The organism is Marinospirillum sp., from assembly GCF_044810985.1.
In the GTDB taxonomy this organism is placed as follows: Bacteria; Pseudomonadota; Gammaproteobacteria; order Pseudomonadales; family Halomonadaceae; genus Marinospirillum.
The window spans coordinates 1,115,523-1,135,365 of the sequence record NZ_CP085242.1 but is presented as its reverse complement, the minus strand read 5'-3'; the positions used below and the strand labels follow the sequence as shown (position 1 = coordinate 1,135,365).

At 50.2% G+C, this 19,843-nt stretch carries 15 protein-coding genes; 12 read left to right on the top strand and 3 right to left on the bottom strand.

Features of this window, described 5'->3' with window-relative positions; translation table 11 throughout:
- Window positions 1-11: 11 nt before the first annotated feature.
- Window positions 12-284 carry a YkgJ family cysteine cluster protein gene (locus LG323_RS05385; protein ID WP_404419710.1) on the bottom strand — a complete coding sequence of 91 codons (273 nt, stop codon included), beginning with the start codon at window positions 282-284 and terminating at the stop codon, window positions 12-14.
- A gap of 73 nt (window positions 285-357) precedes the next feature.
- Here LG323_RS05385 and yegQ point away from each other — a divergent pair, with 73 nt between their 5' ends.
- The 6 genes from yegQ to LG323_RS05355 all read left to right on the top strand — a co-directional run bounded on the left by yegQ (window position 358) and on the right by LG323_RS05355 (window position 6,676).
- On the top strand, window positions 358-1,737 hold the full coding sequence (yegQ, locus tag LG323_RS05380) for a tRNA 5-hydroxyuridine modification protein YegQ (RefSeq protein ID WP_404419708.1): 1,380 nt from the start codon (window positions 358-360) through the stop codon (window positions 1,735-1,737).
- A 10-nt stretch (window positions 1,738-1,747) separates the two neighbouring features.
- Window positions 1,748-2,524: a TatD family hydrolase gene (locus tag LG323_RS05375; protein WP_404419706.1), complete on the top strand. Its 777-nt coding sequence runs from the start codon at window positions 1,748-1,750 to the stop codon at window positions 2,522-2,524.
- An 80-nt stretch (window positions 2,525-2,604) separates the two neighbouring features.
- Window positions 2,605-3,276, top strand: coding sequence for a response regulator (locus tag LG323_RS05370; protein ID WP_404419704.1), 672 nt, complete (start codon window positions 2,605-2,607; stop codon window positions 3,274-3,276).
- Between the two features lie 4 nt (window positions 3,277-3,280).
- Window positions 3,281-5,155, top strand: a complete 1,875-nt coding sequence (locus LG323_RS05365; RefSeq protein WP_404419702.1) for a 7TM-DISM domain-containing protein — start codon at window positions 3,281-3,283, stop codon at window positions 5,153-5,155.
- Window positions 5,136-6,335: a sensor histidine kinase gene (locus tag LG323_RS05360; protein WP_404419700.1), complete on the top strand. Its 1,200-nt coding sequence runs from the start codon at window positions 5,136-5,138 to the stop codon at window positions 6,333-6,335. Before LG323_RS05365 ends, LG323_RS05360 begins: the two co-directional genes overlap by 20 nt.
- A complete protein-coding gene (locus tag LG323_RS05355; RefSeq protein WP_404419698.1) occupies window positions 6,335-6,676 on the top strand; it encodes a hypothetical protein in 342 nt (113 codons plus the stop codon). The genes LG323_RS05360 and LG323_RS05355 overlap by 1 nt, the downstream gene beginning before the upstream one ends.
- A gap of 15 nt (window positions 6,677-6,691) precedes the next feature.
- On the opposite strand, the gene LG323_RS05350 is transcribed toward LG323_RS05355, so the two are convergent.
- Both LG323_RS05350 and LG323_RS05345 read right to left on the bottom strand, forming a co-directional pair.
- A complete protein-coding gene (locus LG323_RS05350; RefSeq protein WP_404419696.1) occupies window positions 6,692-8,836 on the bottom strand; it encodes a TonB-dependent siderophore receptor in 2,145 nt (714 codons plus the stop codon).
- 89 nt (window positions 8,837-8,925) lie between these two features.
- Entirely contained in the window at window positions 8,926-9,636 is a 711-nt protein-coding gene (locus tag LG323_RS05345) for an NBR1-Ig-like domain-containing protein (RefSeq protein ID WP_404419694.1), read from the bottom strand.
- 252 nt (window positions 9,637-9,888) lie between these two features.
- Between LG323_RS05345 and LG323_RS05340 the strand changes: the two genes are divergently transcribed.
- Genes LG323_RS05340 through LG323_RS05315 form a run of 6 tightly spaced genes read left to right on the top strand, consistent with a single transcriptional unit; the run spans window position 9,889 to window position 19,824 of the window.
- Entirely contained in the window at window positions 9,889-11,166 is a 1,278-nt protein-coding gene (locus tag LG323_RS05340; RefSeq protein ID WP_404419692.1) for a tetratricopeptide repeat protein, read from the top strand.
- Between the two features lie 2 nt (window positions 11,167-11,168).
- Window positions 11,169-12,623 (top strand): FecR domain-containing protein, encoded by a 1,455-nt coding sequence (locus LG323_RS05335; RefSeq protein ID WP_404419690.1) that lies wholly within the window; start codon window positions 11,169-11,171, stop codon window positions 12,621-12,623.
- On the top strand, window positions 12,623-14,869 hold the full coding sequence (locus LG323_RS05330; RefSeq protein ID WP_404419688.1) for a CHASE2 domain-containing protein: 2,247 nt from the start codon (window positions 12,623-12,625) through the stop codon (window positions 14,867-14,869). Before LG323_RS05335 ends, LG323_RS05330 begins: the two co-directional genes overlap by 1 nt.
- A gap of 52 nt (window positions 14,870-14,921) precedes the next feature.
- A complete protein-coding gene (locus LG323_RS05325; protein ID WP_404419687.1) occupies window positions 14,922-15,788 on the top strand; it encodes an LEA type 2 family protein in 867 nt (288 codons plus the stop codon).
- A 4-nt stretch (window positions 15,789-15,792) separates the two neighbouring features.
- Window positions 15,793-17,925 carry a S8 family serine peptidase gene (locus LG323_RS05320; protein ID WP_404419685.1) on the top strand — a complete coding sequence of 711 codons (2,133 nt, stop codon included), beginning with the start codon at window positions 15,793-15,795 and terminating at the stop codon, window positions 17,923-17,925.
- Between the two features lie 3 nt (window positions 17,926-17,928).
- On the top strand, window positions 17,929-19,824 hold the full coding sequence (locus LG323_RS05315) for a hypothetical protein (protein ID WP_404419683.1): 1,896 nt from the start codon (window positions 17,929-17,931) through the stop codon (window positions 19,822-19,824).
- The last annotated feature ends 19 nt before the right edge of the window (window positions 19,825-19,843 follow it).

Genomic DNA, 19,843 nt, shown 5'->3' with positions numbered 1-19,843 from the left:
CCTGATTCTTGTTATATGTGAGTTGCTTCTTCCAACCACTGAATCCTGTCCAGTGCTTCATTCCTGTGTGCCCCGCAAACACTGACGTCAAAGTGAAAAGCAGCACAGGCAGCGGGTCTATCTTTGTGACCAAAAAGATCACACAAAAGCTCACTGTTCAAGTGAGCGCAGCGCTGGCCAGCGGCTTTTCCTTGCGGGTGGCCGGGCGTGGGGGTGCTGATGGAAGGGGCAATACAGCAGGCGCCACAACCCGGTCGGCATTGATGTTCATTGCAAGTGCTCATAGGCGTTAATATAGCAGAAAATCATGTTAAGATAGTTCTTTAACCCAGCTAAACACTCAGGTATTACTTTTTCATGAAATCTCCCGAGCTTCTCTCCCCTGCGGGAACCTTCCGCAACATGCAGTATGCCTTCGCCTATGGTGCCGATGCCGTCTATGCCGGTCAGCCGCGCTACAGCCTGCGCGTGCGCAATAACGACTTCAAGCTGCAGAAACTGGGCGAGGGGATTGAATACGCTCACCAGCGCGGCAAGCTCTTTTTTGTGGCAAGTAATATCGCGCCCCACAACACCAAGGTGCGCAGCTATCTGAAGGATATGGAACCGGTGATAGAGATGAAGCCGGATGCGCTGATCATGTCCGATCCCGGTTTGATCATGATGGTGCGCGAAAAATGGCCGGATCAGGTGATTCACCTTTCGGTGCAGGCCAATGTGGTCAACTATGCAGCGGTACGCTTCTGGGAAAAGCTCGGCGTACAACGCATCATACTATCGCGTGAGCTGTCCCTGGATGAGATTGCCGAAATCCGCCAGGAATGCCCGACCATGGAGCTGGAAACCTTTGTTCATGGCGCGCTTTGCATTGCCTACTCCGGGCGCTGCCTGCTTTCCGGTTACTTTAATCATCGTGACCCGAATCAGGGCACCTGCACCAATGCCTGTCGCTGGAAATACGACACAGTACAAACCACCACCGATGCCACAGGCGATTTGATCCCTCTGGCCCAGGCCAGTGAACAGGGCATCTGGACGCCGGATCAGGGCATGGCCTCCAGCAAAACAGCCGGGGGTACTGAAGGTCAGGAAGAACTCTCGGCGCTGATTTCCGAAGCGGGCCGCCCCGGTGAGCTGATGCCCATCTATGAAGATGAGCACGGCACCTACATCATGAACTCCAAGGATCTGCGTGCCGTGCAGCATGTCGCGCGTCTGGCGGAAATGGGCATAGATTCGCTGAAGATTGAAGGCCGTACCAAAAGCCAGTATTACGTGGCCCGTACCACCCAGGTGTATCGCCGTGCCATAGACGATGCCGTGGCGGGGCGTCCTTTTGATATGGATCTGATGAATGCCCTGGAAAATCTGGCCAACCGGGGTTACACCGAAGGCTTTTATCGCCGTCACGTCCATGATGAATACCAGAACTATGAAACCGGCAATTCGGTCGGTGTGCATCAGCAGTTTGTGGGCGAAGTGCTGGGTGTGGATGACCGTGGCTGGCTGGAAGTGGAAGTCAAAAACAAGTTTCAGAAGGGCGACACCCTGGAGATCATGACCCCCTCCGGTAACCGCCGTTTTAAACTGGATGCCCTGGAAAATCGCAAGAATGGCTTTGCTCTGGATGTAGCCCCCGGCACCGGTTACTTCGTGCGTCTTCCTCTGCCCGGTGAAGCCTTGACTGAAAACGACCTGGAATATGCCATGATCATGCGCGACCTGCCGGGCGCTTGAAGGTGACTTGATGCTGCTGACGGATGCTCATTGCCATCTGGATTTCCCGGATTTTGATTCGGATCGGGAAGCCATGTTGCAGAGGGCGCGAGAAATGGGCGTCAGGCGTTTTATCCTGCCGGGCACCACAGCAGCCACCTGGCAGCGGACTCTGGATCTCGCGGCTTCTCATCCTGATATTCACCCCTGCCTGGGTCTGCATCCTTATTTTATGGAGGAGCACCGCGAAGAGCATTTGGCTGACCTCGAACAATGGCTTGAAAGCCATCCAGAAGTGGTTGCGGTCGGGGAAATCGGCATCGACTTCTGGAACTCACCCAGTCAAAAGGAAAAGGACCGTCAGTGGTCTATCTTTGATGCCCAGCTCAAACTGGCTAAAAAATTCAACCTCCCCGTGGTGCTGCATATCCGCAAAGCCATGGATGAGGTCACCCAGCGACTGCGCCAGTTGCAGTTACCCCAGGGCGGCTTGGCGCATGCCTTTTCCGGCAGCCAGCAGCAGGCCGAAAAACTCGTGGAGCTGGGCTTCAAGCTGGGCTTGGGCGGTGCTCTGACTTACCCGCGTGCTCAGAAACTGCGCCGGGTGGCCGCCCACCTGCCTGTCTCCTCTTTCCTGCTGGAAACCGACAGCCCGGACATGCCCTTGAACGGCCAGCAAGGCCAGCGCAATGAACCGGCCAATATTCTCCAGGTACTGAAAACCCTGGCCAAATTGCGTCAGGTGGATGAGCAGCAACTGGCTGACGAGCTGGAAAAAAACCTCCAGAATCTTCTGCAACTTCCCTGATCTCTGCTATTGGCGGACGGCTGGGTTTATTGCACACTCTAGCCTAGTGTTTCTTCCTACAGCCTTATCAAGGTGAAAAAATGACCCGTCAGCCCATCAGCGTTGCTCTGGTTGAAGATGATCCAGCCGTTCGCCAGCGCTTCAAAGCTTCCATAGAAAAGCAGCCCCAACTCACCTGGATCGGTGAAGCCACCAGTGTCCGGGAGGGCAAGGCGCTTCTGGGGGATAACTGTCCGCGGGTTTTGCTGGTGGATCTGGGTTTGCCGGATGGTTCCGGACTGGAGGTCATCACTGAAGCGGCGCACCACTGCCCGGCCACGGAAGTGATGGTGGTCAGTATGTTTGGGGATGAAGGCCATGTGATCCAGGCCATCGAGGCGGGTGCCAGTGGTTATCTGCTCAAGGATATGGATGATGAAAGCCTGGCTGAACACATTATCCAACTGGTGGATGGCGGGAGCCCCATGAGCCCGATGATTGCCCGCCACCTCTTGAAAAAAATGCGGCAGAGCGAAGAACCCGACCAGGCTGCGGTGTCAGGTATCTCTCTGACCAAACGGGAAATGCAGCTCCTGAAGCTGCTGGCACGAGGCTATACCTATCGGGAAGTCGCGGATGAGCTTTCGGTGTCCAGTCATACCGTGAATTCCCACATCAAAAACCTCTACCGCAAGCTGTCGGTCAAAACCAAAAATGAAGCTGTTTTTGCCGCAACCCGTCAGGGGCTGCTGGACATGCGAAATCTGGATTAAACGCATGCCCAGGTTGTTTGGTTTGTTGCTACTGCTGCTGCCTTTTTTTGCCCAGGCCCAGCCGGAAATCCAGGTCGAAAAAGATCACTATTTTGGGCAGGCGATCAACCAGCCCCTGGACTACTATCGCGACCCTGAAGGGCAGCTGGATTTTCAGGCAGTGCGAAACTTGCCTGCAGAGCGTTGGCAAAGCCAGTCTCCTGGAAGTCTGGGATTTGACTCTGCTGCGCATTGGTATCGATTGCAAATTACCGGCCAGGCTGCTGAAGAGTCGGATTGGTTGCTCGTTGCCCCTTTCACCCTGCTGGATTATGTCAGTGTCTACTGGTGGCAGGAGGATACGGGGTGGGTCAGCCAGCATTCCGGCGACCACCTGCCCTTGGAATCCAGGCCCAACTGGCACCAACGTTTTGCCTTTCCTTTTGAGCTGCAGCCGGAAGAAAGCCGGACAGCCTATGTCCGTATTCAGACCCAGGGTTTAGCCAATAACCAACTGCTCTTATGGGAAGCAGACGATTTTCAACGCTTCAATCAGCAGGAAGCCCGTTGGTTGAGCTGGCATTATGGTGTTCTGGGTGGACTGGGCTTTTTCTTTTTATTTATTTTTCTGGCATTAAGAGACCGGCTTTTTCTTTATTTTGGCGGAATGGCACTGAGTATACTGGTCATGGCCATGACCATCGCCGGAGAGTTTTCCGTAAATCCGCTGTTCAGTCATTGGCCGGGTTTCAATGACGGGATGGTTGTTTTCTGGCCTTTGGTAACCACCCTGACCAGCCTTATGTTTGTACGGGCTTTTTTCCACCTCAAACAAACCTCTCCCCGTTTGCTGAAAGCTTTTTATACCCTTCTGGGCATCATGACTCTGGCTGCTTTGCAGATATTTCATGACTATGCTCTGGCCTACCAACTGACGCTACTCCTGGTTCTGGTTGTTACCCCTCTGACTTTGTTTATTATTTATGCTAGTTGGCGCAAAGGGTTGCGACCGCCCAGCCTTTTGTTGATCGGTTTGCTCTGCTCCCTGCTGGGTGCAAGTATCGATATCAGCCGGGCTTTTATGGATAGCCTGGAACCCTTGTTGATGGGGGAGTACGGTTTTTTTGCCCGTTTTGTAGGTCGCCATGGCACACTCATGGGGATGACCGCAGAAATGGCTTTTTTTGCGCTGGCCGTGGCCCAGAAAATATTTCAGGAGCGCCAGGATCGTGAAAAAGCACTTGAGCAACTGGTGGCCGCCAAAGAAAAGAATCGCCAACTCTTGATTCACAACCAGCAGCAACGGGATCAACTGATCAGGGAAATGCATGATGGACTGGGTTCTCAGCTCACCACAGCTCTTTATGCCGCCCGACGCCAGGAAGTCGACAAGGCGCAACTGACCAGCCAGCTGCAAGGTATTCTGGATGACCTGCGCCTGATGATGGACAGTCTGCAGCCGCAAGGCGTGGATATGGTCAGTCTTTTGGGCCAGCTGCGTTATCGCCTTCAGGAACGCATGCAGGCTGCAGGTTTGCAACTGGAATGGCAGGTTGATGACTTGCCGCTGGAATGGGAGCTGTCTCCCCAGGACGCCTTGAACCTGCAACGCTTGGTGCAGGAGGCCCTGACCAATATCATCAAGCATGCTGGGGTCAATCGGGCCAGCCTGAGCGCAGAAATGGACGCATCGGGGGATCTGGTGATTGCAATTTGTGATCCCGGTCACGGCTTGCCCGAACCCCTACAGACAAGAGGCAGGGGAATCGTTAACATGCAACAGCGAGCAAAAGAACTGGGTGGGCAGCTCCAGATCACTCGGGCCTCCGGGGGGCAGGGCTGCTGTGTGATTTTCAGAATGCCAGCCGGAACAACCCATCATGCCACGAGTGCAACCTAATGCCAGGGAAGTCTGGCAAAACTATGTCAGCTGCAATGGTGGTTTTGCCACCAGCCATCGTGAATACCGTCGTGCCTATCTGATCAATGTCATGCTGCTGGCAGCAATGGGCGTTTTTTTTCTTTTTACCCTGCTGAACCTGACTTATTTTCATCTTTACCACCTCGTCGTTATTGATGGTCTGGCATTTGTTGCCAGCTTGAGTCTGGCTGTCTGGTTCCGTAAAAGTCGCAGGGTGAAACTGGGCAGCCTGCTGGCGAGTTTACTGATAGCCCTGGCGCTCTTGTCCTATGTTGCTGCTGAAAAACACCATGATTACAGTTTTGTCTGGCTGGCTACTTTTCCCCCTTTTGCGTATTTTCTGAATGGATTAAAACGCGGCACTCTGATTATTCTCATTGTTTACCTGCCTTCTTATGGGCTTTTGTTGACCGGTTTGGGAGACTGGCAAGCTGCAGATTATACTCCTGGAGCTTTTTCCAATATTCTGGTGGCGACTACCGCTTTGACAGCATTGGTGTATTTTTACGAGAAAAGCCGTTCCCAGGCTGTCCGGCAGTTGCGTCAGATCCAGGAGAAAGAAGCCATAGAAAAAGAACGCAGCCGCCTGATGCGGGAAATGCACGATGGTTTGGGTTCCCAGCTCACCACAGCTCTCTATATGGCCCGTAACAACCAGACCAGTGTCGCAGACCTCAGTGGCTGCCTGGAGCAGGTTCTGGATGATCTGCGCCTGATGATGGACAGTCTGCAAACCTTTGATGGTGACGTGGCCACTTTGCTGGGGCAACTTCGTTACCGCATGGAAAGGCGCTTGCAGGCAGCCGGGCTGGAACTGGTCTGGAAGGTGGATGACCTGCCGGACTATCCGGAAATGACTCCCCAGGAGGCTCTTAACCTGCAGCGTATTGTTCAGGAAGGCCTGGCCAATGTTATCAAGCATGCCCAGGCCAGCCAGGTTGAGGTCAGTGCCCGCATGCTGGATGCTGATCACCTGCGAATTGCTATTGAAGATAATGGCTGTGGCTTTGATCCTGAAGCCTCCTGCACAGGCCGAGGGCTGGACAACCTCTTCCACCGTGCCGCAGAATTGGGCAGCGAACTGACCATCAACTCCCGGCCCGGGGGTGCAGGCTGCCAACTGGAACTGACCCTTAATCTCAGGAATTCAAGAAGATAATGAGCGAACAAACAAGCGGCTATAAACCCACCTTTACCTCTTCTGGCTCGGCTCTGCGCACACTGCGCGTCGGCAAAAGCAATCCCAACTGGCAGGCAGCGGCTGAATTTCTGCTGGAAAGAGCCGCACCGGATGTCAAACTCCTGGTTGAAGCGGCAGCAGAAATAGAAAGAGACAAGGTGGAATTGAAAACAGAAAAACGCCAGGTGCCCGCCAAGCGCAAAAGCAAAACCTTCTACAACTTAAGCTGGTTGCAGTGGGTTGCACTGGGTGCAGGTGGCATTTTATTGATCAGTCTGGTCGTCTGGATCGTGCAGAATGCCGCTTTGAGGGCCTGCTAGGCAGGCCAAAGAAATTTAAAAAGTTGCTTCAGCAGAGATCCAGATGCGCCTTCTTTCTCCTTGATAGACATTGCTGGTGCTGCTGAGGCAGCTAATGTATTCTTCGTCCAGAATATTACTGAGAGCCAAAGAAAAACGGGTATTGGATCGAACCAGATTTAACCCGAGGCTATGCACTGCATAGGCATCGACAGAAATTTCATTGGCTGAATCAGCGTAGCGCTCACCTACATATCGGCTTGAATACCAGGGGCTTAAGTGAGTGTCACGATTGATGGGCAGTTTGTAGGCAGCGTGGGCACCTGCGGTAGTATTGGCGATGCCGGGCAGATTTCTTCCATCCTGGTCACGTCGGTCGTCTGAGGTCTCCAGATAGCTTGCTTGCACTCCCAGGTTCCAGCCTCTCTTTTGGTAACGATATTGGCTTTCTATACCCACTGAGGTCTGGCTGCCGGTTAAAACATAAGGCGTAAAATCCAACTTGCCTTGCTCTTCTTCTGACAAGCTTTCATCAGATTCAGCAATTTTTCCTCTTTCCAGGTGATAAAGAGCCAAGTCAGCTGTGTGTACTGAGTCATGACTATCCAGAGAAACCCCCAGCTCGGTCAGCAGGTTTTCTTCAGGGGGTAAGAAAGTGCCATTGCGATCTCGGCGGGTATTACCAGCTACCTGTCGTGATAAGCCTTGAGCCAAGTGGGCTTCCAGCTCTTGGGTTAGTTCTAGATTGAATCCCCATTGCCAGCTCAAGCCATCGGTGTCCATAACAACCGGCAACTCATCACTATCACGAGCATAGCGCTGTTCAAAAGTGTTGTGACGAAGCCCTACTGTCCAATCAACTTCCCGCCATCCCCAGTGGGTGCCCATCTGGTAAGCAAAAGCCAGCCCTTGAGTAGTGTTTTTATTTTTATCCTGCCAGCTTCTGGTATGTAACTGCTCGGGTGTGGTTGGCTGGCGATTTTGATTATCCAGCAGTTGATAGGGGTCAGCCGTATTGACATAAAAAGCCCAATCATTGTTGTCAAAATCCCAGAGCGCTTGGTCACGGTCAAGGGTATAGTCCCCCTGGTGTCCATCCCATATCAGCACTAACTGGTGGCTGAGCGGAGCCTGGTGCTCCCAGCCCAGGCGAAGTTGATAAGAATTTTGGGTATAATCATCATCGACCTGGGTGTGATAGCCGGAAAGGGTGTCATCATCCAGAATCGACCAGAAACCAGTCAGCTCATCTGATCTTTCAACCGAAGCATAAGCATATCTGGCATTGGCAGTAATACGGTCTTTTTCACTTAGATCAAAACCCTGCTCCCAGTAGCCAGCATGCCGCTGGTATTGGCGCTTGCTTTCCTGGTTCGGATCAGCGAAATAGCGATCATAAACGGGTTCGTCATCACTGGTTATCACGGTGCCGAAAAGATAAGGCTGGCGGTTTTCCTGGTATTCACTTTCCAGACGCAGTTCTCCCAACTCCGAATACTGCCAGGTTAAGCCCCCCAGAAGATGTCCTCGCTGGGCTGGGGTGTCATTGGGCATCAGGTCAACATCCTGAGATACGGCCACCAAACGGTAAGCGAACTCGTCACTCACCGGCCCAGTGGTATCCAGGGTCAGGCGGGTTCCGTTATGTTCATAAAAAGGGGCATAACTGGAAGCCTGAATGCCCAGGGTGGTTTTCTGCTCAAACCTGGGGCGCTTACCAATATAACGAATGCTCCCGCCGGGTGAGCTGATGCCTCTTAGGATGGCATCAGGCCCACTGAGAACCTCAACACTGTCCACGGTATGCAAATCACGAACAAAAAGACGTTGAATATCCGGCAGGCCATTAAAGTCAGGGCGGGTGACCGGGAAGCCCCGCATCAGTAAAGACGTTGAAAAGCCACTGTCCTCAACCCCTTGCTGCACCCCCGGTATTAGAAAAGAAAGGTCTTCTATACGGGAAGCTGGTTGGTCGATTTCTTTCAGATTAATGTGCTGGACACTGCGAATATCCTGATCCAACTCGCTGCTAGTCATTTCCTGGTCGGGGAGGGGTTTGCCCGTGACTTGCAAAACATCCAATTCAGTTGACTGGCCGGTTCCTTCTGAAGCAAAGGTTTGATAAGAAATAGCTGCCAGGGCGGCAACAAGAGATACGCTTATAGGCTTAGGGTGCAACATAGCTCATCCATAACATGTATTTAAAATGGTGCTATATTACTCGCAATGCATGTAAATAATTATTAACCTTTTGGCTATAACTCTTTAACTCACTGTTTATGCCAGTCTTTTGGAGTTTGTCGCACCATTTCTTGCCAGTCTTGCTCAGGGACGCCTGCTGCTCTTGTGGGGGCAACCACAGAAACTTTCACCCAAAGTCCTTTGGAGTTGGCAAAACAATAGCTGCCATCTTCATTGACCATTTTCCAGTAAGAAACAACACTTCCGGGTGAATCAGGTGCCGTAAAAGTGGCTTTAATTTCTACAGTTTCACCAGGGGTTACCACTGGCAAATCGATCCATGGATTGTCAGGTATCAGCCTTTGTGCAAGGTTCAATTCACCTTGAGTATTGGAGAAAATGACCAATTCATCATCCTGGCAGATCAAGGCCCTGTTTTTCCAGGCAATATCACCAACATTCTGAATACACCAGACTTTTTGAAAACGTTGTCCTGTGAATACTTGTTCACCGTCAGGAAAAGTGACATCACTGACAAAAGCGCTGGAGTCCCCAGGTGTAGACTGTACAGTCTCAGGCAGCACTTCCTTGATGAACATTAGTTGCAAAAGTCTGAGAGGGTGAATTTTAAGCACGTGGGCAATATTGACCAAAGTGTTCAATGAAGGATATTTTTCGCCAATCTGCCAACTCTGGTAGAGTGTTTGACGACTGATTCCTGCTTCACGGCACAGGCTACTGATACTAATTCCGAGTTTTCGGCAACGTTGACGGATATAAAGCTCCAAATTAACTTCCATCGTGGTTTGATGCTCCTTGCTATCTAAATAACAACTTAAGGCAATGTACCTGTTGCTTTATATCAAATGATTGCTGCAAATAAAAGTCATTTTATAGGCTTCAATGGCTTATATTTTGCCCTTATTAGGGCTTGTCCCGGGGGCTGATCTTGCCTACTATTACATTAGTAAAGATAAACGGGGCTGGTGATGTACTGTAAAATAAGAATCTTCTCAATTAGCACCGCCTTTTTTGTTGGGCTTTTTCCTTTTTTGTGTCATGCAGATGATCGCTTGGAAGAGATGCTGAGACTCAACTCGGAAAGGCAGTTTTCGGAGGCTTACAGTCTGGGGAAAGATGCACTTCCAGAACTGGCAGGTTCTTTCCGGTTTGATATGGCTTTTGGCAAAGCAGCTTTGGAAGTAGGGGAGTATGATCAGGCTCTTTTTGCATTTGAACGGGTGCTGATGCTTGATCCCAGTGTTCCCCTGCCCCGTCTGGAGCTGGCAAGAGCTCATTTTGAATTGGGAAACCTGGCTGCGGCACGTCGTCATTTCAACCGGGTTTTGGACGGAGAGCCTGCACCCCCTCCCCAGGTTGCTCAGCGGATTCAGTGGTATCTGTCGGCCATTGAAGCACGCGAAGAAGGTCGGGCTGTTGCAGCCAGAGACAGCTCCACCAGTCGTTATATTGGCTTGCGCCTGGGTTATGACTCCAATGTGGGTTCCATGACCAGTAATAATGATGCCTTGCAACAAAGCCCTATAGGCCAGGCACTGAATCTGGTGTTACCAGACCCTGAAAATGACTTTTTTAACGAAGTGTACGCTGGGGTAACCCACTTTGAATTGCGTGAGCCTGATCGGGGTATTCATTTGTCTGCCCAGGCAACCCAGCGAAGCCATCTGGATGAAAGAGATTCCAATGAGTTAAGCTATGGGTGGACGATAACCCCGGTTTTTCTTGGTGAGAATAGTCGTTTGCTTGTGCCCTTCAGCTTTCAGCAAAGTCGGCGGCATGATGATTCTCACGTTACCCAAGCCTCTTTGGGAGCTGACTATCAGATCAGATTGGATGCACAAACTAACTTCAAGGCTTTCGGCCAGGTGAATGAGGTTGATTTTGGTTCAGACAGCAACAGAGACACCAGAAGTTTGGTAACCGGAATCAGCCTGAACTTTCGACCTGATGAATCCTGGAGTTTGACCGCAGGGCCAGTACTGGGTGCTGATCACGGCCAAGCTGATACGCTGGATCACTTTGAACGCGAATACCTGGGTTTGAGGAATGACCTGGCGTTAACTCTGGCTGCAAGCCAACAAATGACGGTAAGTTACCACTATACTCGATCCACTTATGGAGAAGACCATCCAGCTTTTATGGAACGCCGTCGTGATAAACAGCATCGTGGCAGTTTCAACTGGATTTATTATCCCACTCAGGAGTGGCAGCTTGAAGCCAAAGTGGAACATATCAACAATCGTTCAACACTTGATGTTTATGACTATGAACGCACCCAGTTAACTGCGGGTATCCGCAGGGAGTGGTAATCATGAGAAAACAATTCCAAGAATATAACCGTATATTTTTTTCAAGCCTTCTTCTGGTGTTCTTTCTTGCTTTGTCTTTACCGGTACAGGCTGAACAAGTCGAGGTCGGGCGGGTACTGGCTGCTACTAAGGGAGTTACTGCACAACAACCTGACCAGGAACCCAGAGAGTTGCGTCGCCGTTCATTGATTTATCTGGGGGATACCCTTTCAACCCCGGAAGGGGGGCGTGCCCAGTTGCGTATGGATGATGGCGAAATGATTTCCATGACGGCAAGCAGCCAGCTTGTGATTGAAAGTTTTTCCCATGATTCGGATAACCCTGAGTCGGAAAGTGAAAGTAGTGTTAAACGCCTTGTTCAGGGTGGGTTGAGAACCATCACCGGTGCAGTTGGCGGCGATGGTTATCGTATCGAAAGTCGTGCCGGTACCATCGGGATTCGTGGTACTTCTTTTGATCTCTTTACCCAGAATGGAGAAAACCTCTATGCACGCAGTCATCGAGGCAACCTCTATGTGGAAAATGACCAAGGGAGAGCTGAATTCGGTGCTGGAGAAGCTCAAAATGCGGCTCAGGTAACAGCTGTTGGCGCACCACCTGAAGCAATCAGTGCAGAGGATTTACCCGACTTCTTTGATCAGAATTTTGAGGAAGACACCAGCCTGAGTATGGCAGATGATGATGAAGAAGAAACGACAGCAGACAGTGAAGAGGCCGGTAATGGCGGCTGGGAAGATGACAACTCTCAGGAGATATCCGGGGATGAATTGATGTTGGCTTCAACTACAGAAACGATAACGGCCGACAGGGATGATCCCGCAAGTGAGTTGGGTGATAACACTGGTTTGGCTGCAGGGCCTTTTGGTTTTTTTATATTTGATTATAGTGCCCCTGTTGCTGCTGGCTCTTTTTTTTCTGATTCTATAAATTATAGAGAAAGTGTATCGGTTTCAGGGAATAATGGCGATCTTTTATTATCTAGCCCTGAGCATGCCAACAGCTTTTATTTTTCTTTAGAGGAGCAGGAGCCAATATATCATAAAAAAATGGGTGACTCTGATGTATATTGGGGAACGTGGCTTCTAGAAGGAGGAGGGGCAGAGGTAACTATTAATGATTCATCTTATGATCAAGGTATAGTAAGGATGGTTTTTGCAACGCAGGTGCATAACAATATAGAAACTCTTCCTTCTGGTGGACTATACAGTTTTGACATGGTAAATGATATTGGAAACATTGAAGTTAACTTTAGCTCAGGATTAATGTCTTTTGACTTAACAAATATTGGGTATGGTGATGGTACTATAACAGAGTTTTATAGTGATACTGGAGTTGAGCTTGATAACTTTGTGTATACACAAGGTCGATTTGTAGGAACAAATATAGATGGAGTTATTGCTGCATTTAGAGATTCAGATGGATTGTTGGGGGTTGGTGTTTTTGAAAGAAGCAACTGATGTTTTTTAAATTAAATTTAGCGCCTACTGTTTCACACCGCCTGGCTGTCCTTTCCAGTCTCTTACTGGGCAGCCTTTTACTTTTGGCTCAATTTGGGCATCTTCCGGGTATTGATCGTTTGTATGAGCGCTGGGAGCTGATGGTTTATGATCTGCGCATGCAGTTGCATCTAGCCCCAGAACCTGAACAAGTTTCCACTCCAATTGTTATTGTTGATATTGATGAAGAATCCCTGCGTCGTGAAGGACGTTGGCCTTGGTCAAGGCACAAGATAGCAGAGCTTGTGACAGACCTTGGGGATGCTGGTGCGGTGCTGGTTGGTTTTGATATTCTTTTTGCTGAGCCAGAGCGTAATCCTGTAATGGAAGTTTATAACCGCCTTGCCACTGAGCAGCAAAAGGTGGATTCAGCCTTTCTAAGTCAATTGCAAAATCTGGCTCCAGATTATGATACTGACCGCTATCTGGGTGAAGTTCTTTCTCGCCGCGAAGTGGTTCTGGGTTATACCTTCAGTCATCAGGATAAAACAGCCAGTGGCCATTTTCCGCAACCACTTGAGCTTGATCAGCCTGAGGTGGTTGAGCAACTGGCTCTGCCTGCTATGGCAGGCTATACAGGGCCATTGCCGGTTCTGGGTCAGAATGCTTTGGGCAGTGGCTTTTTCAGTTTGGCTCCCGATACGGATGGTGTTGTACGCCGGGCTCCTTTAATTGCCCGCTATAATAATCAGCTTTTTGCGTCTTTGTCCCTGGAGATGGTACGCCAATACTTGTTTCTGGAGACAGTGAACCTGCAGACAGAAACGATAGCGGGTGCTAAGCATATCGATTATCTGGCTTTGGATTCTTCTTTGCATTTGCCTACAGATGGTCATGGGCAGCTATTAATACCTTTTCGAGGAGATGCAGGAAGCTTTCCTTATATACCTGCATGGAAACTGCTGGCCGGTGAAGCCGATCATGAGCAACTGGCCGGTGCTCTGGTTCTTGTAGGTACCACCGCCCCCGGTCTTTTTGATTTGCGGGCGACTCCGGTGGACTCGGTTTATCCGGGGGTGGAAGTGCATGCCAATCTAATGGCAGCCATGCTGGATCAAGAATTTTTGACGGAACCCTCCTGGGCGCCAGGTGCTAACCTTTTGCTCAGTGGCCTTGCTGGCTTATTACTGGCGTTTCTTTTACCTTGGCTGGCACCAATCTGGCAAACCTTATTGGCCACTGTTCTGGCAGTGGCAATTACTGGCTTGACTACCTGGTTGTGGTTGTCTCATGGGATTGTTTTGGCCTTGGCAAGTCCTTTGTTTATGGTTGTTGTTCTGGCAACTTTTAATTTTATCTGGGGTTTCTATTTTGAATCCCTGACCCGCCATCGCCTTGCGAATATGTTTGGTCAGTATGTGCCTCCCCAACTGGTTGAAGAAATGAGCCAGCATCCCGGTGATTTTGGTTTTCATGGGGAATCACGAGAGCTTACGGTGCTCTTTTCAGACATTCGTGGGTTTACCACTCTTTCTGAATCCCTAGAAGCGGATGAATTGAAACGATTGCTTAATCGTTACTTTACTCCAATTACGGGTGTTATTTTTGAAAACCGAGGTACGATTGATAAGTATATCGGTGACCTGGTCATGGCTTTCTGGGGTGCGCCAGTCAAAGATCCTGATCATGCAGTGCATGCGCTCAAGGCGGCACATAAAATGCTGCAAGCCACAGAAAAGCTTTCTGCCGAATTTGTAGCTGAAGGCTTGCCGAAAATCAGTATCGGTATTGGTATCAACTCAGGCTTGATGAATGTCGGTGATATGGGATCGGAGTATCGGCGTTCTTATACCGTCCTGGGTGATGCAGTGAATTTGGGCTCTCGCCTTGAAGGAGCCAGCAAGTATTATCGCACTACGTTAGTAGTGGGTGAGCGCACTCATGAGCTGGCCGAATCTGCTTTTCTGTGGCGTGAGTTGGATCTCGTTCGAGTTAAAGGTAAAACGGAACCGGTGAGAGTCTTTCATCCGATTTGTAGCCTGGAAGAAGCCACTCAGGAGCAACTGGATGAAGTGGCTCGTTTGCAGGAAGCTCTCGCAGCTTTCAGAAGTGCCCGTTTTAAGGATGCCCGACTAACTTTTGAAGCATTACTCGCTGATTACCCAGATGTGGGTGTTTATCAATTATACCTGGAAAGGCTGGATGAGTTGGGTGGCATACCACCGCAGGAGAATTGGGATGGAAGCTGGACTCTGACGGAAAAATAAGTTATTTAATTTGCTCGGAAGGATCATGTCAAACGTTTTACAAGGATAGCTTATGAGTGCTCAACGTCATCTGGTATTTGCTTTTCTTTTTCTTATTCTTTTGGGATCTGTTAGTGGTTGCGCCTGGTTGGAGGATTTGTTTGATCCGAAGGCTCCAGACGCTAAGGTTGTCGACCAGCGAGTCGTTTTTCTAAGCCGTGAACGGGCAGATCTGGAAGTTGATGTCGCTGTTTTTAACCCGAATGCTTTCACTGTACCTGTCGCCGCACTTGATTATCAGGTTTTCATACAAAATCGATCTCTATTGAAAGGTGAGCAGTTGCAAGGTCAAAATCTACCCTCCCGTGAAGAGGTGACGCTGACTTTTCCGGTGACTCTGGAATTCTCCGAGATTGCCGGGTTGGTGGAAAATTTATGGACTAGTAATCAGTTGGATTACCGGATTACTGGCGGTATTGATTTTGATCTTCCTTTGCTGGGTGTTAGAAGAGTTCCCTTGGAAACCAATGGCTCCTTTCCTGTACCTCAGCTTCCCCGTGTGGAGGTGGCAGGCTTGAAAGCTGACAGTCTTTCATTTTCCAAAGCGCGACTGTTGCTGTCTTTGCGAGTGACTAACCCAAATATTTTTGATCTCAACATTGCTGATTTTGACTATGGTTTCCAACTTGAAGGTGATCGCGTAGCAGGTGGACAGTTGCAGCCTGGTTTAAAGCTGCCTGCCGGAGAGCAGATTACCTTGGAGATTCCATTCAATGTTAATTTGTCTGATTTGGGTCGGCGGGGATTTTCGGCCTTGCAAAACGCATCTGCAATAAGCTACTCACTAGATTTTTCCAGTCGCTTCGAGAGCAGTTTCAGACCGCTTAGCAAGCTGGAGCATGCAGCAGAGCATCAAGGCCGGATAAGACTACAGAGATAATCAAATGAGCCTTCTGCGTTTTGTACTCTTCATACTGCTTTTCTGGAGCACGGCTCTGCTGGCTCAGGGTGTACTGGTTGCTTGGGAGCCTGGGGAGGCTCAGCCTGTACTGAACTTGCCAGGCACTGCTTCTGTACCTGCTGTTCAGGTTGAAGGGCAACAGCTATCCACTCCGGACCATCTTGATTACGAGCTTTTTCGCTATGAGATTGAAGATCGTACTCAGCGGCTCAGCTTGATCCGCGAACTGCGCGGCAAGCCTCAGATCAGGTTTGTGGAACTGGATGGGCAGGTGGATATTCAGTCAACCAACCAGCCCAGGCAATTTGATTTGCTGGGATTTAGTGAACCAACCACTTGGGGTCCGACGCAGTTTGCATGTGAAACTGTGCCGATTGCCATCATCGATACCGGAGTGGATACCGCTCACACGGATTTGAATCATAATGATTTCCGAGTGAATGAAAACCTTATAATGGGTAGCAGCACTGGTGAAGATGATCATGGTCATGGGACCCATATTGCCGGTTTGATTGCTGCCAGGTCCAATGAGAACGTGAAAGTGGCGGGTGTTTGCTCAACGGCCACCATATTCAATTACAAGTTTTTTGATAAGGATGGCAAAGGTGGGAATATTACTCATGCCATTCAGGCCATCAATGAATCAGTTACAAAAGGAGCAGGAGTAATTAACGCCTCCTGGACCTATTCGGGTTATAGCCAATCTTTGTACGATACCATCGCAGGGGCGGATCATGCGGGTGTTTACATTATTGCTGCGGCTGGTAATGCAGGTAGTAATAATGATACCGATCCGGTATATCCAGCTATTTTTTCCAATAAATTCAAGCATGTTGTTGCTGTAGCCAATGCTGCTTCTTTAAATGCTCTTAATCAAACACCAGGTGAGGGTTCTAACTATGGCTATCAAACAGTAGACTTTGCCGCCCCCGGCACTAGCCTACCAAGTACCTATTATGACAACCATTATGTGGCTATGACTGGTACTTCTATGGCTGCACCCTTGGCGAGTGCGTCTCTGGCTGCTTTGATGCAGATGCATAGCGGGTATCCATCAGAAGCTTATCGAGCAGCACTGCTTAATAATATTTGGAGGGGTTCTAATTCAGATTTCGAGGGCAAGCTTAAGTATCCGGGTCTGCTGAATGCTCAGGCAATGCTCAATAGTACGGCTGCCAGTGTATTTTCCTCTGCCTGGTTTAATTATCAGTGGATTGAAGGGGTGGATGTCCTGCGTTTTCAGGGCTATAAGCTGAATGAAGTTGTATCGGCTCGTATGGAATTTCCAGGTGAAGGCTCGGTAAGCATTATCCCTGATATTGAATCAGCTACAGCACTGCGGGTTTCTCTGCCTGCCAACTGGCAGGAGGGTACTCTTTTTCTGCGGCTGAATTCAGGTGAGGATCTTCATCCTCTAGATTTTAGCTTGATGCAATCAGCAACTGTGCCTGAAAGTTACACTTGGTGTGATGGCGCGACTTGTGAAACCACCTGGCGGGGCTATTTTGTCCAAGTAACGCGTGATAATTATGATAAGGCTCAACAGGGTAGCTGGTCACTTTATACCATTATGGAGGGTGAAGAAGAGCTGCTGCTGATCAATGCTGAAGACCTCTCAGATAGCTGGTCATTTAATATCAGCGGTGATTTCAGACTGCGCTTTGAAGGTATGAATTACAGGCTATCAACAACAACCTTCAAAGAGCTGAGTTCCGGTCACGGCTACACCCAGCAGAATGATAATAATGCCAACTGGGTGATAAATAAGAAGGATGGGTGGCCCTATGCAACCAAACTCTATGACGGCATGTACCAGCTTACATTGAAGCCTCAGATACGATTGGTTTCCAGTTCCCCTTCCACCTCCTCTGAACCGGCTGAATGCTATATCGCCACCAGTGTTTACGGTGATGTTTACGCCCCGGAAGTGGATGCTCTCCGCAATTTTCGTAATGAAGTGCTGATGGAGTTTGGCCCCGGTCGCTGGTTGGTGGATCAGTATTACACTTATTCCCCGGCAGTGGCGCAGTGGATGGATGACAAGCCGCGTTTGCAGGCGGTGGTGCGCTGGGGGCTGGATGCCTTTGTGGGCTTCTGGCGCTGGATTAAGGGTTAAACCATGAACAGATTCTGGTGGGTGGCATTGTTTCTTGTGGTTTACTGGCCTCTGGCCGGGGTGGCGGCTACCCGTTATCAGCAAACAACTGCTGATGCCACCCTGGCGGTGACGGAAAGGCCTGCTGTGCTGGTTGTCCCGCGCCTGTTCCTGAGTAGTAATCAAGTGCCTATGGAGGTCACTTATATCCCCCATAAAGGTGATGCGCGTGGTCTGGGAGTGTGGAGCATTCCCTTGAGTCAGAGCTTTGCCGATGAGTTGCTGGCAGATCATTTGCATTATTACTTGCCGGCTCGTTATGACCATTTGCTGATGGATGAACAGGGCCTTCTTTTACGAACAGCCAATGATCAGGTTCGCTGGTCAGGTTCGCTTTCACCTTTGCCGGATGGCCGGGTTCGCAATAATGAAGTGCTAGATGTGGTCACTCGGCACCTGGATCGCGAAGTGGCTCCGGCTTTGCAGGAGTTGCTTTCAGATGCAGCAGAAGTACGCTACCTGGAGATGAATGCCCGGGAGAGAGACACTTTCATCACTGAGCGGGCCAGGCAGTTGGGTATGCCATCGGAAGTGCTGGAAAGCCTGCTGACTGCTGGCTATGCTTTTGCCTTTCACCTCCCTGAAGTTTCAGCGACCTTGTCAATCACCCAGCGCCTGATTGAGCGTGAACGGGCACCGAATTACTACGTGTACAGCCACCGCTTGCGTGTTGAGCATCCGATGATTGCCGAGGTTCTGAGTTTTGACGGCGAGCATTTTGAATCTTTTGCTTCACTGGAATCTTCTCCCGGTGCCCTTGCTTCGGGATTGGCAGGCAGCAGTCTGAGAAAACGGGTCGGATCACGGAACCCCTTGTTGCAAACCTGGCTGGAAGCTGCCATGAGTGATCATTTTGTAAACCATCATGTCGGGATCAATTTTCAGCTCAAGCACTACGAGGATTTTCGTATGCAGGCACCGCTCATGGCCGGTGAGTCAGGTGCCCTGGAGCTTCAGGTGGGTAACCAGGAGTCGATTCGGGTGAATCAGCCGTTTGGTTTTCACCGTCAGGTCGATGGTCAGCGCAGGCAGCTGGGCTGGGGACAGGTTACCCGTGTTGGAGACAGCTGCAAGGCTTTACCGGAAAGTGAGCGCAGTCCGAGCCGTCTTGTTCGTGTCAGCGGTTCCGGTGAGGATCAGGATCTGGCGATTGAGCACCCCTGGACAGGTGTTGTCTCTTATCTGCGAGCCGGGCATCAGCAAAATGAACTGGACTTGGGCTGGGGAAAAACGGGTGCCGGTGAATTGAGTGTTCTTGATTGGGGTGTGGCCGGTAATCTGGGGTATTTGCGGAATCGGGCCTGGTTATCCGAGTTCTGGCTGAGATTAGGGCTGGGTTTTGGTTACGCAGAAGGGGGCGAGTATCAGCGTTTTGATCAGGCCGATTTTGATGACGGTCTGGTGGGTCGGATTCATTTCGGGTTTGAAAAGCGTTGGTTGTTGGGTGCTGGCTGGTTTGTAGGGGCAGGTACGGATATGGGGGCTGAGTTTCGCAGCCATCAGGCCAGGGGTGAAGGCTGGAACACTGAGCTTTACGATGAGGTGAACCTGGATGGTGAAAGCTTCAGCATGGCTGCTGCCTATCTTTCTCCCGAGCTGACTTTGCAGAAACAATGGTCACCGAATACCCGGCTTCAGATGGGTGTGGGTTATCATTATCCTCTCGGCACTTCAGCAGGCTGGTCGGACAAGGACATCAGTGAGCTGGAAGGGATTGATGATTTTTACTTTGAGGGTGCGCAGTTGGAACCGGGTCTGTCAGCGAGCCTGATTTTCAGCTGGATGCTTGGTTCCGGGGGCGCTCTGGCCGGAATGACTTCAGCTCCCAGTACTGCCTGTGCAAGACTGGCTGAGTATTAATTTTTTTGCATGACTGGGA